This is a genomic window from Calditrichota bacterium (genome assembly GCA_016867835.1).
Lineage (GTDB): Bacteria > Electryoneota > AABM5-125-24 > Hatepunaeales > Hatepunaeaceae > VGIQ01.
Genome location: VGIQ01000009.1, coordinates 1 through 15,800 on the forward strand (window position 1 = coordinate 1; position 15,800 = coordinate 15,800).

Sequence of the window (15,800 nt, forward strand, 5' to 3'; positions counted from 1 at the left end):
GCGGTGATGGGGGTGATGACAATAGCATCGCTTATAGTCACGCTCTCCTGCATCATTGACCCAAAGACCTGCTTCGGTTCCTGTCCAACATTCTATTTTGAAGCAGACAGCAGGGGGGGCATTCTTGCTGAAGGCTTTTCGTCGAGCATCGCCCGACCGCTTGAGGCTACCGATGTCGATGCCTTGACCGGTGTGCGTCGAAGCGGAGGAGATTTTGGACTGGTGATGACTAACGAAGCGCTCGAGACGCACCGCGTAAGGGCGCTGAATCTTCTGGCAGTGCCGGTTGAGGAAGGTGAATCTGCCTATCACGCGACTGACAGAAGGTTCTATCTGGCGGGTGCTGGAACTTCGCCGGCATCATTTGACGGACCTCTAAAGAATGGCCTCGAACTGCTGTCAAGCCTTGACGGCGAAGAGTATTTCACGCTGGCAAATGAGCGCGATCTGCTGGCTAAGGAAGAATTGTGCGTGACCTTTCCTCCGATGGAGGGTGCAGTAGGACTGGTGATCTCAACCCGCAACACCCTGCTCAATACCTATCTCTTCTATCAGGGACTGGCGCATCTGGGTTGGAGCGCCGGGGAGTTCTTTGCGCAACTGGAACGCGAGCCCCAGTCACTGAAGGCCGAATTGATGCCCCTGCACGATCTTTTCGGCCGAATTGAGGTATATGCCAGGGATTCTGAGGGCATGTGGGTCCGGCAAGGATTTGCCGGTGAGACCGGACCCATAGCCAGGGAGGTCGCACTAGTGCCGCTCTCAGGTGTAACAGGTGGCGATTCGCTACGCATCAAACTGGTCTTGTCCCAGGGATTTTGGCGCATCGACCATCTAACTGCCGTTCCCCTTCGGAGAGAGATAACACCGATTCGGTTGTCACCGGTTTCAGTGCTGTATAAAGGCGAACCCGATGACCGGGCGCTGGCATTACTCCATGATCCGAATGTCTTTCTCGATACCTATCCGGGTGATACCTATCGAATCGGGTTCGACGTTCCGGAGCGGGAAGGTGACTACGAATACTTTCTCGAAGCAACCGGCTATTACCTTGAATGGATGCGCGAGTCATGGCTCGCCGAGACCGACCTGTCGAAAGCCGGAATGATTCTGACCGATCCCCGCCGGGCGGTTCAGGATATGGCTGCTGGATTTAAAGCCATCGAATATAGAATGGAAGAGGATTTCTGGAGCAGCCGCTTTGGGAGGAACGAACGATGACCATCGCGACTATGATTGCGGCACTTCTGCTTACAGCTACGCCCGATAAGTCTGCGACGACCGGCTATGCGGTCGGAGAAGTGCCGGTGAAAGGGCGGATCATAGAAGTTACATACCATGGTTATTACGGCCGGACGTCACGCAAAGGTGAACTCCTGGCGGTAACTTCCGATTCACTCTACTTTCTGCTTAACCGCTATGTAACGGCTTTACCGCAGACGTCCATAACGAAGATCGAGATGCAGGTGCATAACATTACCGGCAGCAAGATCATGCTCTGGACGCTTGGAGGTATGCTCAGCACGGTGTCCCACGGCTTTGTGCTTGGCTTGACAGCGCCGTTATGGCTCATCGTCGGCAGTTTCTCCGCGGTCAGTGCTGCGCATGGTAGTTGGAAGGCTTACAAACTTGCGGACTGGGACAATCTTCGAGCCTTTGCCCGGTATCCGCAAGGACTCCCGGAAGGGTTTAACATGCCTCGTGGCCGGCTGCGTGTAAGGGAATAAGGGGGGAGAATTCTGGAATATCCGCCACCTGTGTCCATTCTGATTGCCAATCGCGGTGAGATCGCTGTCCGGGTGATCCGCGCCTGTCACGAACTTGGTCTAAAGGCTGTCGCTGTCTATTCGGACGCTGACCGGACTGCAATGCATGTCCGTGAAGCCGATGCCGCCTACCCCATTGGCCCGGCGGCGGCGACCGAAAGTTACCTCCGGCCGGAGGTGCTGATCGATGTCGCCCTAAAATCTAACTGCAAAGCCGTCCACCCCGGCTACGGCTTCCTGGCTGAAAACGCGGAGTTCGCCCGGCAGGTCATCGAAGCGGGGCTTGTCTATATCGGCTCTTCACCGGAATCGATCCGTCTCCTCGGCGACAAGGTTAAGTCGCGAGCGCTTATGGCAAGGGCCGGCGTCCCGCTCACGCCTGGCATCACCTCTGGCGAAGACCTCACAGACGAACGCCTCGCTGTAGAATCCGAACGGATAGGCTTTCCGGTGCTCGTTAAGGCCGCCGGCGGCGGAGGCGGCAAGGGAATGCGGATCGTCCACCACCCCGACGACCTCATCTCCGCGATCGCCGGTGCTCGTCGCGAGGCTCTGGCTGCCTTCGGCAGCGGCGCGGTTTATATAGAGAAGTTCATCACCCGACCGAGACACGTCGAGTTCCAAGTCTTCGGCGACCAGCATGGCCACCGCGTCCATCTCTTCGAACGTGAATGCTCGATTCAGCGCCGCCACCAGAAAATCATCGAGGAATCGCCATCCCCAGCCTTGGACGACGACCTTAGGCACCGGATGGGAGCGGCGGCTGTTCAGGTCATCACCGCAGCCAACTATACTAACGCGGGGACGGTCGAGTTCCTCCTCGACGAAGATCGCAGTTTCTACTTCCTTGAAGTCAACACCCGCATTCAGGTCGAGCACCCGGTTACGGAGATGGTAACCGGCATCGATCTGGTCGCCGAGCAGATCCGCGTTGCCTTCGGGGCGGAACTCTCCTTCGGCCAAAACGATCTCCATCAGCATGGCCATGCCGTCGAAGCCCGCATCTATGCCGAGGATGCCCGCCACAATTTCCTGCCTTCGGCCGGGCCGGTGCATTATCTGAAAGAACCTCGCGGCCCTGGCATTCGCTTCGACGGTGGTGTCGAATCCGGCGACGAAGTGACAGTGCACTATGACCCGATCGTCGCCAAGTTGATCGCCCATGCTCCGACCCGCAAAACCGCTGTGAACCGCCTCTCATTCGCATTGAAAGAGACCGCCATTCTTGGTCTGACAACCAACATCGACTTCCTGCTGGCTGTCCTTGAGCATCCCGCCTTCCGGAGCGGCGACCTGACGACGAATTTTATCGCCGAACACCTTGCCGGCTGGAAACCGCCGGTTTCTTCAGGCGACGAGCGGAATATAGCCCTTTTGCTGGCAGGACTTGCGGCGTCGAAGCACCTCCCTTCCGAAGTAACCGCATCGGACAGCACCCTTCCCGATCCTTGGGCTGTCCTTGGCCGGTGGGAGATAGCCTCAGGTGCACGGTGAAACTGCACCTTTCCCACTTTGGAGACCTGTTTGAAGCGACCTTCAAGCGCGATGGCGAGCGGCTCACTATCAACTCGAATGACAAAAGTCTTGAAGCGCGGCTTGTTCTTGCGCGTGATCCGCAATTCATCCTCGATGTAGGGGGACGCCTTCTAACCGGTTATGCCTTAAAACGTAACGGCCGGACCTTTGTGTCGTTTGAGGGACGAACCTGGCAGTTTGATGAAGCGACTCCCGGCACACGTTCCACAGGTGCTGCCGGAACCGGCGATCTTTCGGTGGTCTCGCCGATGCCGGGAACGGTGATTAAGGTGCACGTTTCCATTGGCGACCGGGTCGTTCGAGGGCAATCCCTTGCCATCGTGGAGGCGATGAAGATGGAAAACGAGGTTCGTTCACCCGGTGATGCATTGGTGCGGAACATCCTCGTGGCTCCCGGCCGTCAAGTCGGCTTCGGCGAAACACTGCTGGAATTGGTTCCGCCGGAGGAAGCGGTTGGCTAAACCGCTCCCGTTGGCCGAAAGCGCTGCAGTGGCCGGGGAATTGGCCAAGTGCGTAAACTGCGGACTGTGCCAATCGGTATGCCCGACCTATATCGTCGATGGTCACGAAGGCAAGACCGCGCGTGGAAAGATCGAACTTATGAAGGGGATGCTAAGCGGACGGGTCACACCGTCAAGCAGCATTGCCGACCTATTCGACGACTGCCTCACCTGCTATGCCTGCCAAAGCGTCTGCCCGGCAGGAGTCCGCACAGAAGCCCTCTGGACTGCCGCGCGTCAGGACCTTGCGCCGATCGCTTCGACACGCTCGCGCAAACACCGCCTGCTTAAGTTTACCGTAGGCTCGCCTGCATTGCTGAACGTAACGGCCCGGTTGGGAGGGTTCGCTGCCGGCTTTTCGCGCAAACATCCCGAGCGCGCCCGACTTGGCCGATTCGGTTTGCCCCTCTTTCGTGGCGCACCCTACCTACCCCGCTTACCCGATGTTGTAGAACCGGAAGGCGAGACCATTGGAACAGTTGGGCTGCTGCTCGGCTGCAGTACCAACTTTAGCGCTCCATGGGCCGCCGATGCCGCCATAAGTCTTCTTACCCGAGCCGGCTGGAGAGTCGTCATTCCCCATACACAAGGCTGCTGCGGGGCGCCGGCAATCAACAATGGCGAATGGCCACTGGCGCGTAAACTCGCGCAGCGCACTATCGCGCTATTCAGCGATCCCTCCTTCGACCGCATCACTTCCCCCGACGCCACCTGTCTGTCGGCCATTAAATCCGATTATGGTCATATCTTTGCAGGATGCGATGACAAGCCCGAGGATCTCTCCATTCTGCAAGGCAAAACCCGGCAACTTGGCAACATCGTTGCGGATGCAGCATATGGTCGCCAACTCAATTTCGGAAGGGTGCGGGCGAAGGTTACCATTCACGACTCCTGCCACGCAACGCATCTCGGCGAGCCTGCCCGGTGGCGCGAAGTCTTAGCCCGCGTGCAAGGCTTGGAACTTATCGAGATGGAGGCGAGCCGACACTGCTGCGGCTTCGGAGGAAGTTACGCTCTCTTTCACCGCGAGGTATCGACCCGCATCGCCGGTCGTAAGATGGATCAGGCCCGGGCAACCGGCGCAGCGACACTGCTCGTCGGATCGCCGGGTTGTCAAATTCGCCTGCAAAGCCTCGAAGGCGAACGGCTTGAAGTACGCTATGCCGGGGAGTTTTTAGCCGCGACTATCGTCTGAATCGAATGCCTGCCTTGCGAGCCGTGTAGGGGCAGGTTAACTTGAAATGCGGTCTTCCGGTTTCGACATTCGATGCAACCGGCCCGCAAGAGCCTCGAAAACCGTTCGAGCCTCCTTCCTGACAATCCCAACCCGAGGCCTTATGTTCCTGACCGATGAACAGCAGATGCTCCGCGACATGGTGCGTGATTTCGCGCAGAGTGAAGTGAAGCCGATCGCCGCGGAGATCGACGAAACGTGCCGGTTTCCGATGGAGAATGTCAGGAAAATGGGAGAGTTGGGCTTGCTGGGCATCGTCTTTCCCGAGCAATACGGCGGCGCCGGGATGGACTATGTCTGTTATGCTATTGCCGTGGAAGAAATTTCCCGCGTCTGTGCTTCAACCGGCATCACCCTCGCTGCGCACGTCTCGCTCGGCGTCTATCCTATCTATGCCTTTGGAAGCGAACTCCAGAAGCAAACCTGGCTGCCCCGGCTATGCACCGGTGAAATCCTCGGCGCTTTCGGCTTGACCGAACCGAATGCCGGGTCCGACGCCGCCGGAACCGAGACGACGGCGCTTCGAGGCAGCAGCGGATGGACCGTTAACGGCGCCAAGCGGTTCATTACCAACGCCTCTGTCTCCGACATCTACTCCTTAACCGCGGTAACCGATCGCGCCAAGAAAACCCATGGCATCAGCGCCTTTCTCGTGCCGCGCGGAACGCCCGGTTTTGCCGTCGAACGCAAGGAGAACAAACTTGGCATTCGCGGTTCCGACACTGCCGGACTCTCCTTTACCGACTGTCAACTGCCGGACGATGCCATTCTTGGCACCGAAGGCGAGGGCTTCAAATACTTCATGGACACCCTCAACGGCGGGCGTATTTCGATCGGGGCTATGGCTCTCGGTATTGCACAGGGCGCTTTCGATCAAGCCCTCAAGTTTTCCCAGGAGCGGCACGCCTTTGGCAAGCCGATCAGCGAGTTTCAGATGACCCAGTTCAAACTGGCCGATATGGCGACTTGGATCGAAGCCGCCCGGCATCTGATCTACCATGCGGCGGAACTAAAGCAGCGCGGCCTGCCTTTCGTCAAAGAGTCGGCAATAGCAAAACTCTACGCCTCCGAAGTGGCGACCAAAATCTGCGAAATGGCCATTCAGATTCACGGCGGTTATGGCTATTGTCAGGAGTATCCCGTCGAAAGGATGTGGCGGGACGCGAAACTGTGCGAAATAGGCGAAGGAACGAGTGAAATCCAACGGCTCGTCATCGCGCGCGAACTTCTGAAGGCATAGCGCGGTTGATTCAAGAGGGGGAGTTTGCCGTAGTCGCCGATGGCTGGCTGAAAATCGTAGCCGATGACTTTAGGGTCGGCTTGCCTGTTGGACAGAAAAGTCGGCTGTTAATCGGTCTGAATCAAGTCGTTTTGCGCTTGGCCGGTAAGGTTGTCTTAATCGACACGGGACTTGGTGACTGGCGCCGACCCGAGGATGTTGGATTGCTCGACTTTGAGCGACCTCGTAAGTTGATTTCAGGTCTTGCTGCAAATGGAGTTACCGCCTCCAGCATAGACCTCGTGATCTTCAGCCACTTGCACTACGACCACTCCGGCGGCGGCGTGAGATGGGCGGGCGACCGCTTCGTTCCGACCTTTCCAAATGCCGATTACCTGGTTCAGAATAATGAATTTCGCTTTGCGCTTGAACCCGATGATGCCCGGCGGGACGATTATTGCAAGAGCGATGTTGAGACCCTTGTCAATAATGGAAGACTTCGCATGTTGAAGGGTCCATCGGAGATCCTACCCGGTCTTGAAGTGCACCCGACAGGAGGGCATTCGCCCGGGCATCAGATTGTCGTCGCCCACCTTCCGGGCGGGACGCTTTTCTGTCCCGGCGACTTGATTTCTACCCGGCAGCATGCCAACCTGCAGGTTACGATGATCTATGACCAGGATCGGGAGCAAGTCTTGTCCGAGCGCCGAAGGTGGATTGAGAAAGCGAAAGCCGGGCGGTGGCAGGTGATCTTTTGCCATGCCCATCGCAATATGGTAGGCTGCCTGGCTTGACCCTTGCTGCTTCAACTTTGCACAAGTCCAACTGCTAATCAATCGATCGACACAATTACAATAACACATCGGATTCTCAAATGAACGACGTCGTCATTACTGCAGCCAAACGAACCCCGATCGGCTCTTTCGGAGGTGCCTTCGCGTCGCTTCCCGCCGTCCGGCTCGGTGCCGCCGCCATCAAAGGTGCGCTTGCCCAGAATAGTGTTGCTCCCGGTGAGGTCGATGAGGTCTTGATGGGAATGGTCCTGCAAGGCGGAACCGGCCAGGCGCCAGCCCGTCAGGCGGCGATCTACGCCGGGCTGCCGCATTCGGTTCCCTGCACGACGGTGCATAAGGTGTGCGGCTCGGGCTTGAAGGCGGTTATGCTCGGAGCCGACAGCGTTCGCCTTGGCCGTGCCAAGGTCGTCGTCGCCGGGGGAATGGAGTCTATGTCCAACGCGCCTTACTACCTATTGCAAGCCCGTTCCGGCTACCGGATGGGGGATGGCAAGGTGATCGACGGGATGATTTATGACGGCCTCTGGGATCCTTACGGCGATATGCATATGGGGATGTGTGGCGAGATCTGCGCCGCCGATATGAACTTCAGTCGCGCCGAGCAGGATGACTATGCAGTGCTCTCCTACAACCGGGCTATCGAAGCCCAGAAAGCCGGGAGGTTCGCCGCAGAACTGACAACAGTTGAGATCCCCCAGCGTGGAGGTGATCCGATCGTCGTCAGCGAAGACGAGGAACCGAAAAAAGTCCGCTTCGACAAAATCCCGATCCTTAAGCCCGCGTTCAAGAAGGATGGCACAATCACCGCTGCCAACGCCTCCAAACTCAACGATGGCGGTTGCGCACTGGTCTTGATGACTTCCAACGAAGCAGTGCGGCGCGGCATTAAACCGCTCGCCCGGGTTCATGGACAGGGTGGATTCGCGCAGGCGCCGGAGTGGTTTACCACAGCCCCCGATCAAGCAATACGGCGGGCTGTCGAAAACACTGTCAAGGCTGACGGCTCGCATCTAAGCCTCGACGAAGTCGATCTCTTCGAGATCAATGAGGCATTCGCTGTGGTTGCGCTGGCGAATATCAAACTGCTTGGCATCGATGCCGGGAAGGTGAATGTGAACGGCGGCGCGGTAGCGCTCGGGCATCCGATCGGCGCTTCCGGAGCGCGCATCCTGACGACACTCATCTATGCTCTGGCTGACCGAGGTAAGACCTGGGGCGTCGCCGGCATTTGCCTCGGCGGCGGCGAAGCCGTGGCATTAGTAGTGGAGAGGCTATAGGTTGACTTCTGATTTGCGACTATAGGTCACTGCGTGAGACAAGTTCGTCCGCGACCGAAATAGAACCACCGACCGATACAATTACACAGGGCTTTCAATGGACATCAAACAGATCGCCGTCATCGGAGCCGGAACGATGGGCAACGGCATTGCCCATGTCGCCGCCGCCAGCGGTATCGACGTCACACTGATCGACGTCAAGCCTGAGTTTCTCGACAAGGCACTCAAGACCATCACCGGGAATTGCGACCGGATGATCAAGAAAGGAGCCCTTACCGAGGATGATAAGAGCGCACTCCTCAGCCGGATCAAAACTGCGACCGGCCTCGACGAAACTGCCTCGGCTGATCTCGTGATCGAAGCCGTCAGTGAAAACGAATCGCTTAAACTTGGCATCTTCAAACATCTCGATGCCATTTGTCGTCCCGAGGTGATGCTCGCAAGCAACACCTCGTCGATTTCTATAACCGCCCTCGCAGCGGCGACCGGGCGCCCCGACCGGGTCATTGGGATGCACTTCATGAATCCCGTCCCGATGATGAAACTGGTTGAAGTGGTGCGCGGCATAGCCACTTCTGAGGAGACGACCGGACAGATTGCCGCCCTTTCCGAACGTCTCGGCAAGACGCCGGTAGTCGTCGAAGACTATCCCGGATTCGTCGCCAATCGCATCCTGATGCCGATGATCAACGAAGCGATATACTGCCTGATGGAAGGGGTTGCCGACGCCGATGCCATCGACACCGTGATGAAACTCGGTATGGCGCACCCGATGGGACCCTTGGCGCTCGCCGACCTGATCGGCCTCGATGTCTGCCTGGCAATCCTTGAAGTGCTCCACGACGGGCTGGGCGACGACAAGTATCGGCCCTGCCCCTTGCTGAAGAAGATGGTAACCGCCGGTCACCTTGGGCGTAAGTCCGGTCGCGGCTTCTTCGCATATAACTGATCGCTATCTCTACAGCAACACTGACGATGGACTTCACCTACACCCCGGAACAGCAGATGGTGCGAGACACCATCCGCGACTTTGCACTGGCCGAATTAGCCGCCGGTGCGGCTGAACGTGACGAAAAGGAAATCTTTCCCCACGAAGCCATCAGGAAGTTGGGCGAACTCGGCTTTATGGGCGTCACTGTGCCTCCCGAAGAAGGCGGGTCGGGTCTCGATATGATCTCCTATGCCATTGCCGTCGAGGAGTTGGCGCGAGTCGATGCCTCGTGCGCCATCATCGTATCGGTCAACAACTCGCTGGTCTGTTACCCCCTCGAAAAGTTCGCTACTCCGGAGCAGAAAGAACGCCTCCTGAAGCCCCTCGCTTCGGGAGGCAAATTGGGCGCTTTCGCCCTCTCCGAGCCAGGCTCGGGCTCCGATGCCGGGGCTATGAAGACAACTGCGGTCCGCGACGGCGATGACTACATCCTTAACGGCACCAAGAATTTCATCACCACCGGAGCAAACAGTGACGTGATGATAGTCTTTGCCGTGACCGATGCCAACAAAGGCTCACGCGGGACATCGGCCTATCTCATCGAAAAGGGGATGAAGGGGTTTGAGGTAGGAAGACATGAGAAGAAACTCGGCATCCGGGCGTCCGACTGCGTGCAGATTTCTCTGGTCGATTGCCGGGTGCCGATCGCCAATCTGCTTGGCGGCGAGGGTATGGGCTTCAAGATTGCCCTTACGACGCTCAACTCCGGCCGGATCGGAGTCGCCGCTCAGGCCCTCGGCATTGCACAGGCATCGCTCGACGAAGCCGTAAAATACAGCCAGGAGCGCAGGCAATTCGGGCAGCCGCTTTCAGCTTTCCAGATTACCCGTGCCAAGATCGCCCGGATGGCAATGGAGATTGAAGCCGCTCGATTGCTGCTTCATTCGGCTTGTGCAAGGAAGGATCGCGGCGAGTCCTTCATCAAAGAGGCAGCGATGGCCAAACTCTACTGCTCGGAATTGGCTGTCCGCACTGCGCTTGAAGCCGTCCAGATTCATGGCGGTTACGGCTACATCAAGGAGTATCCGGTCGAGCGCTATCTGCGCGATTCCAAGATCACCACGATCTATGAAGGCACCAACGAGGTGATGCACCTCGTGATTGCGGAACAGATTCTCGGGCGGGAGTGATTCCGCGCTGAACGATCATCTCATCAGGGGCGGAAGGGGCAGGCAAGGTCTGCCGTGCCGCCGGGAGGAACGCTAATGTCCGGCTTCGACGAAAGCCTTAAGATATGGTATTCGGGGCGGTGGATTGACTGGCACGAGGCAACCGTCCACGTGATGTCCCACGTCGTCCACTACGGTTCGTCCGTCTTTGAAGGCATGCGCTGCTACTCGACGCCGCAGGGATCGGTTATCTACCGCTTGGGCGACCACATCCGACGCCTCTTCAACTCAGCCAAGATCTACCGGATGGCAGTGCCCTACACCGAAGCCGATGTATGCAACGTCTGCGTCGAACTGCTTAAGGTGAATCATCAGCCGGAGTTCTACCTGCGGCCGGTGATCTTCCGCGGCTATGACAGCCTCGGTGTGGCACCCGGAAACTGCCCTATCGAGGTCGTTGTCGGCGGTTGGCGCTGGGGCAAGTATCTTGGCCCCGAAGCGCTTGCAAGCGGGGTCGATGTCTGCGTCTCGTCGTGGACTCGTATCGCGCCGAATACCCTGCCGGCGCTGGCCAAGTGCGCCGCAAACTACATGAATTCACAGTTGATCAAGATGGAAGCCCTCGCCGATGGCTACGCCGAAGGCATCGGCCTCGATGCGCAAGGCTATGTCAGTGAAGGTTCCGGCGAGAATCTATTTGTCGTCTTCAATGGTAAGATACTAACGCCTCCACTGGGCGCCTCAGTCCTACCCGGCATAACCCGCGACTCGGTCCTGGCCCTCCTGCGCGATCTCAAGGCAGAAGGGAAAATCCATCACGACATTCAGGAGTCGCTCATTCCGCGGGAAATGCTCTACATTGCCGATGAGGTCTTCTTCACCGGATCGGCAGCCGAGATCACGCCTATTCGCTCGGTCGATCGTATCACTATTGGAGGCGGTCGCTGCGGGCCGGTCACAGCGATGCTCCAGGAACGGTTCTTTGCCGTGGTGAACGGCGAGGTTCCCGACCAGCACAATTGGCTCACCCGCATTGCCTTCGACGACTAAACGCGTTCCGCCGGACCCGGCTCTGCTCCTTGAAGATGATGACGACGACGGCCTCCCGGCAGCGACCTGTCACCCCGGCGATAAGCCTACGCGTCGTTATTCCCGTGAGATCGCTCTTCGGGCCCTCTATGCACGGGAACTGAAGGGAGACAGCGCTGGCGATCTCCTTACCGACACGCTGGTAAATGCCGGCCAGCCGACCCCCGACTATGCCGTGCGACTGATTGAACTCGTGGCTGCACATCAGGTGCAGGTTGACGACTGGATCCGGAGCCGGGTCGAAAAATGGGAATTTCACCGCATCGCATTACTTGACCGCTTGATCCTAAGGCTGGCGATTACCGAGATGCTTTTTGTTCCGGATGTTCCCTTAAAGGTAGCGCTTGACGAAGCCATCGAACTGACCAAATTCTATTCGACAGACCAGAGCGGCCGTTTCGTTAACGGTATCCTCGATACACTCTCAAAGGAAGCCCGGGAAGGCAGGCTGATCACTTCTGGAGGCGCCGCATAGCCGGATTGAGACTCGCCATCATTTCAGACGTTCACAGCAACCTCCCGGCTCTCGAGGCGGTCCTTGACTCTGCTTACCGGGAAGGCTGCCAAAACGTTGTCTGTCTCGGCGATGTTGTCGGCTATGGCGCAAGTCCCATCCAATGCCTCGATCTTCTTGAAGAAAAAGGCATCCCGGTTATTTTAGGCAATCACGATGCCGCCGCCGCCGGACGCCTTAGTCTCGACTACCTTAACGAGCATGCCCGAACAGCGATCGAGTGGACGATTCATGAGATCGGTCCGGCTCGCCGGGAGCGGCTCGCCCGGTTGCCGGCAACTCTCGAAAGGGAGGGTATGCTCTTTGTTCACGCTTCCCCCTTTGAACCGCTCAACTGGCATTATATCTTTAACCAGTCTGAAGCCCGCGTCGCTTTCCGCGAGTTCGTCCAGCCTGTCTGTTTTGTCGGACACACCCATTTCCCCGTCAGTTTCCAGAATCCGTCGGACGGCCGGCGTCTCATCAACGTCGGCTCGGTCGGACAGCCGCGCGACCGCGATAACCGGGCTTGCTACGGTATCTTCGATACAACAACCGCGACTTTTCGCTGGGAACGTGTCGAATACGACATCGGAACGGCTGTCAGGGCAATAATCCAGGCTGAACTGCCTCGCTATCTGGCTGATCGGCTCCGGATGGGAGTATGATTCATTATTACCGGGACGTTGTCCTTTCAACTTTATTGTCGAAACCAGTTAAAAAATCAGGCCGCTTGCTCTCTTCTCTACTTACTCACGTGACCGCTGAATGCTGACCGGCATCTTCTCATCCCTCTTCGGTTCCAAGTACGACCGGCAGTTGAAGAAGATCTGGCCGATGGTGGCGGACATCAACCGCCACTTCGAGCACTTCCGGACGACGCTTTCCGATGACGATCTGCCGCGCCGGACTGAGGAGTTTCAGCAGCGCATTAAGGCGGGCGAGACTTCCGACGACCTCCTCCCTGAGGCGTTCGCTCTCGTGAAGGACGCCTGCCGGCGCGCCCTCGGGCGGCAATGGCTCGTCGTCGGTCAGCCGGTCGTTTGGGATATGGTGCCTTACGATGTCCAGTTGATCGGTGGAATCGTCCTCCACGAGGGCAAAATCTCCGAGATGGCGACCGGTGAAGGCAAGACCCTCGTCGCGACGATGCCGCTCTATCTGAACGCCCTTGAAGGCAGGGGCGCGCACCTGATCACGGTCAACGACTACCTCGCCCAGCGCGACTCAGACTGGATGGGCGGGATATTCCAGATGCTCGGGCTTTCGGTCGGCTGCATCCTGAACTCGATGAACTCCGCTCAGCGCAGAGCAGCCTACGCGTGCGATATCACCTATGGCACCAACAACGAGTTCGGCTTCGACTACCTGCGCGACAATATGGCAATAGCGGTCGAAGACATCGTCCAGCGAGGCCATCACTACTCAATCGTCGATGAGGTGGACTCAGTCCTGGTCGACGAAGCCCGGACGCCGCTCATCATTGCCGGTCCGGTTCGTCAGTCCACTCAACTCTACGAGCAATTGAAGCCGTCGGTTGAACGGCTGGTCCGGGCTCAGCGCGACCGCATCAGCGAGATTGTATCCGAAGCCGAGAAATTGCTCGCGAGCGACAAGGACGAAGACCAGTATGAACTGGGCCGCCTCGTCCTGAAGGCTTACCGCGCCCAACCGAAGCATAAGCGCCTCACCAAACTGACCGCCGAAGAGGGCGTCAAGGCTCTGATGCGTTCGGTAGAAAACGACTACCTGCGCGATAAAGTTCTCCACGAACTCGACGAAGAACTGCTCTTCGTCATCGACGAAAAGCAGCACACCATCGACCTGACCGATGAAGGCCGCCAGTTGCTCGCCTCCTACGAAGGTTCTGACGCCGACCTCTTTCTGCTGCCCGACCTCGCCGAAGAAATCCACGCCATCGAGAGCCGTGACGACCTCGAACCTGCCGAGCGTGAAAGGCAGCGTGACGAACTGAACGCCTCCTATGCCGTGAAAGCGGAGCGGATCCAAAACATCAGCCAGTTGCTCCGGGCCTATTCACTCTACGAAAAGGATGTCGAATACGTTGTCCAGGATGGCAAGGTCTTGATCGTCGATGAGTTCACCGGACGGCTGATGCCGGGCCGTAGATATTCGGACGGTCTGCATCAAGCCATCGAAGCCAAGGAAGGCGTCAAGATCGAGGGCGAGACCCAGACCATCGCCACCATCACCCTGCAGAATTACTTTCGCCTCTACGGCAAACTGGCTGGAATGACCGGCACCGCAGAGACTGAGGAAGGCGAGTTCTGGGACATCTATAAACTCGAAGTGGTCGTCATCCCGACCAATGAGAAGGTGCGGCGGGTCGATCAGGACGACGTCATTTTCAAGACCAAGCGCGAGAAGTTCAACGCCATCATCGAGGAGATTAAAGCCCTCCACGACGATGGCCTTCCAGTGCTGGTCGGAACAACGTCGGTCGATGTCTCCGAAACGCTCTCGCGGATGCTTCGTCGTCAGGGCATTCCGCATGACGTCCTGAACGCCAAACAGCATCAGCGCGAAGCCGAGATCGTAAAAAATGCGGGACAGCCCGGTGCAGTGACGATTGCCACAAATATGGCCGGACGGGGAACCGATATTAAATTAGGTGCCGGGGTGGTCCGCTTACCCGAGGGTAACGCGAGTCGCGACGCCGCTGAAGGCGGCTTGCAGATCATCGGCACCGAACGCCATGAATCGCGCCGGATCGACCGCCAGTTGCGAGGCCGCGCTGGACGCCAGGGCGATCCGGGGGCGTCGATCTTTTTCCTTTCGCTCGAAGACGACCTGATGCGCTTGTTCGGATCCGAACGTATCGCGGGCATTATGGACCGCCTCGGCGTAAAGGAAGGCGAAGTGATCACCCACCCGATGATCACCCGCTCCATAGAGAAGGCGCAAAAGCGGGTCGAAGCCTATCACTTCGGCATCCGCAAGCATCTCCTCGAATACGACGACGTGATGAACCAGCAGCGCGAAGTGATCTACGGACGCCGGCGGTCGCTGCTGTTCGATCCCGACATTCGGAATGTCATTTCGGATCTGGTTTCCGAGCATCTCGAGGCGATGTTCGAAGAATGCGCCAATCCCCGCGAAACGCCGGACCTTTGGAATCAGGAGGAACTTCACCACCGCCTCCGGCGTAATTTACAACTGGAGACCCCGCCGCAGAGCGAGTGGGGGAGATTCACCAAGCCGGCCGACTGGGTCGAGTATCTGACCGAAAGGGCGCTCCAGGCCTTCGACCGAAGGCGCGACCTCTATGGAAGAGAGCGGTTTGAGCCGTTCGTCAGGTGGGTGGCGCTGCGGACGGTCGATGAGAAATGGAAAGATCATCTCTATGATATGGATCGCCTTAAAGAGGGCGTCGGCCTGAGGGCTTACGGACAGCGCGATCCACTTATCGAATACAAGAAAGAGGGCTTCGAACTCTTTGCCGCGCTCCTCGAGTCGATCAACGAGGAGACGCTTCGTATTGTTTATAATGCCGTCATCCAGGAACCGGCTGCCGTCCGGCCGGTCGCACCGACGCGGGTTTCCTACCTGAAGCCTGAAGCGGTTGCAGCGCCGGTTGGAGGCGCGGGAGAAACGGATGACGACGGAGAAGGCGAACCGGTTGCCGCCGGTCCGGCCCGAAGACCTCTGCCCCGCCGCGAACCGGTGCGGGTAGTCGCTACGGTCGGCCGCAACGACCCCTGCCCCTGTGGCAGCGGGAAGAAGTTCAAAAAGTGTCACGGTGCCTGATCTCTCATCTTCACTAAGGGACAG

Annotated in this window: 13 protein-coding genes; all 13 read left to right on the top strand. The window is 58.0% G+C overall.

Annotated features, from left to right (window positions below; translation table 11 throughout):
- The first annotated feature begins 1,217 nt into the window (after positions 1-1,217).
- Positions 1,218-1,727, top strand: a complete 510-nt coding sequence (locus tag FJY67_01960; GenBank protein MBM3328223.1) for a hypothetical protein — start codon at positions 1,218-1,220, stop codon at positions 1,725-1,727.
- Between the two features lie 9 nt (positions 1,728-1,736).
- The gene (locus tag FJY67_01965; protein MBM3328224.1) at positions 1,737-3,260 is read left to right on the top strand and encodes an acetyl-CoA carboxylase biotin carboxylase subunit; all 1,524 of its coding nucleotides are present in this window, start codon (positions 1,737-1,739) and stop codon (positions 3,258-3,260) included.
- Positions 3,257-3,763: an acetyl-CoA carboxylase biotin carboxyl carrier protein subunit gene (locus FJY67_01970; GenBank protein MBM3328225.1), complete on the top strand. Its 507-nt coding sequence runs from the start codon at positions 3,257-3,259 to the stop codon at positions 3,761-3,763. The genes FJY67_01965 and FJY67_01970 overlap by 4 nt, the downstream gene beginning before the upstream one ends.
- Positions 3,663-4,997, top strand: coding sequence for a (Fe-S)-binding protein (locus FJY67_01975; protein MBM3328226.1), 1,335 nt, complete (start codon positions 3,663-3,665; stop codon positions 4,995-4,997). The genes FJY67_01970 and FJY67_01975 overlap by 101 nt, the downstream gene beginning before the upstream one ends.
- Before the next feature lie 142 nt (positions 4,998-5,139).
- Complete coding sequence (locus FJY67_01980; GenBank protein ID MBM3328227.1) at positions 5,140-6,276, top strand: acyl-CoA dehydrogenase; 1,137 nt, start codon at positions 5,140-5,142, stop codon at positions 6,274-6,276.
- A complete protein-coding gene (locus FJY67_01985; GenBank protein MBM3328228.1) occupies positions 6,273-7,049 on the top strand; it encodes an MBL fold metallo-hydrolase in 777 nt (258 codons plus the stop codon). The genes FJY67_01980 and FJY67_01985 overlap by 4 nt, the downstream gene beginning before the upstream one ends.
- 80 nt (positions 7,050-7,129) lie before the next feature.
- On the top strand, positions 7,130-8,326 hold the full coding sequence (locus FJY67_01990; GenBank protein MBM3328229.1) for an acetyl-CoA C-acyltransferase: 1,197 nt from the start codon (positions 7,130-7,132) through the stop codon (positions 8,324-8,326).
- A 97-nt stretch (positions 8,327-8,423) separates the two neighbouring features.
- On the top strand, positions 8,424-9,275 hold the full coding sequence (locus tag FJY67_01995; GenBank protein ID MBM3328230.1) for a 3-hydroxybutyryl-CoA dehydrogenase: 852 nt from the start codon (positions 8,424-8,426) through the stop codon (positions 9,273-9,275).
- Positions 9,276-9,301: 26 nt separating this feature from the next.
- Complete coding sequence (locus FJY67_02000) at positions 9,302-10,447, top strand: acyl-CoA dehydrogenase (GenBank protein MBM3328231.1); 1,146 nt, start codon at positions 9,302-9,304, stop codon at positions 10,445-10,447.
- A gap of 75 nt (positions 10,448-10,522) precedes the next feature.
- Positions 10,523-11,476, top strand: coding sequence for a branched-chain amino acid transaminase (locus FJY67_02005; GenBank protein MBM3328232.1), 954 nt, complete (start codon positions 10,523-10,525; stop codon positions 11,474-11,476).
- On the top strand, positions 11,445-11,990 hold the full coding sequence (gene nusB, locus FJY67_02010; protein MBM3328233.1) for a transcription antitermination factor NusB: 546 nt from the start codon (positions 11,445-11,447) through the stop codon (positions 11,988-11,990). Before FJY67_02005 ends, nusB begins: the two co-directional genes overlap by 32 nt.
- Complete coding sequence (locus tag FJY67_02015; GenBank protein MBM3328234.1) at positions 11,987-12,676, top strand: metallophosphoesterase family protein; 690 nt, start codon at positions 11,987-11,989, stop codon at positions 12,674-12,676. Before nusB ends, FJY67_02015 begins: the two co-directional genes overlap by 4 nt.
- A 100-nt stretch (positions 12,677-12,776) precedes the next feature.
- The gene (secA, locus tag FJY67_02020) at positions 12,777-15,776 is read left to right on the top strand and encodes a preprotein translocase subunit SecA (protein MBM3328235.1); all 3,000 of its coding nucleotides are present in this window, start codon (positions 12,777-12,779) and stop codon (positions 15,774-15,776) included.
- Positions 15,777-15,800: the final 24 nt, after the last annotated feature.

Excerpts from the sequence above, each read along its gene's own strand:
- FJY67_01960 (MBM3328223.1), top strand. The coding sequence starts at position 1,218 with ATGACCATCGCGACTATGATTGCGGCACTTCTGCTTACAGCTACGCCC.
- FJY67_01980 (MBM3328227.1), top strand. The coding sequence starts at position 5,140 with ATGTTCCTGACCGATGAACAGCAGATGCTCCGCGACATGGTGCGTGAT.
- FJY67_01990 (MBM3328229.1), top strand. The coding sequence starts at position 7,130 with ATGAACGACGTCGTCATTACTGCAGCCAAACGAACCCCGATCGGCTCT.
- FJY67_01995 (MBM3328230.1), top strand. The coding sequence starts at position 8,424 with ATGGACATCAAACAGATCGCCGTCATCGGAGCCGGAACGATGGGCAAC.
- FJY67_02000 (MBM3328231.1), top strand. The coding sequence starts at position 9,302 with ATGGACTTCACCTACACCCCGGAACAGCAGATGGTGCGAGACACCATC.
- FJY67_02005 (MBM3328232.1), top strand. The coding sequence starts at position 10,523 with ATGTCCGGCTTCGACGAAAGCCTTAAGATATGGTATTCGGGGCGGTGG.
- secA (MBM3328235.1), top strand. The coding sequence starts at position 12,777 with ATGCTGACCGGCATCTTCTCATCCCTCTTCGGTTCCAAGTACGACCGG.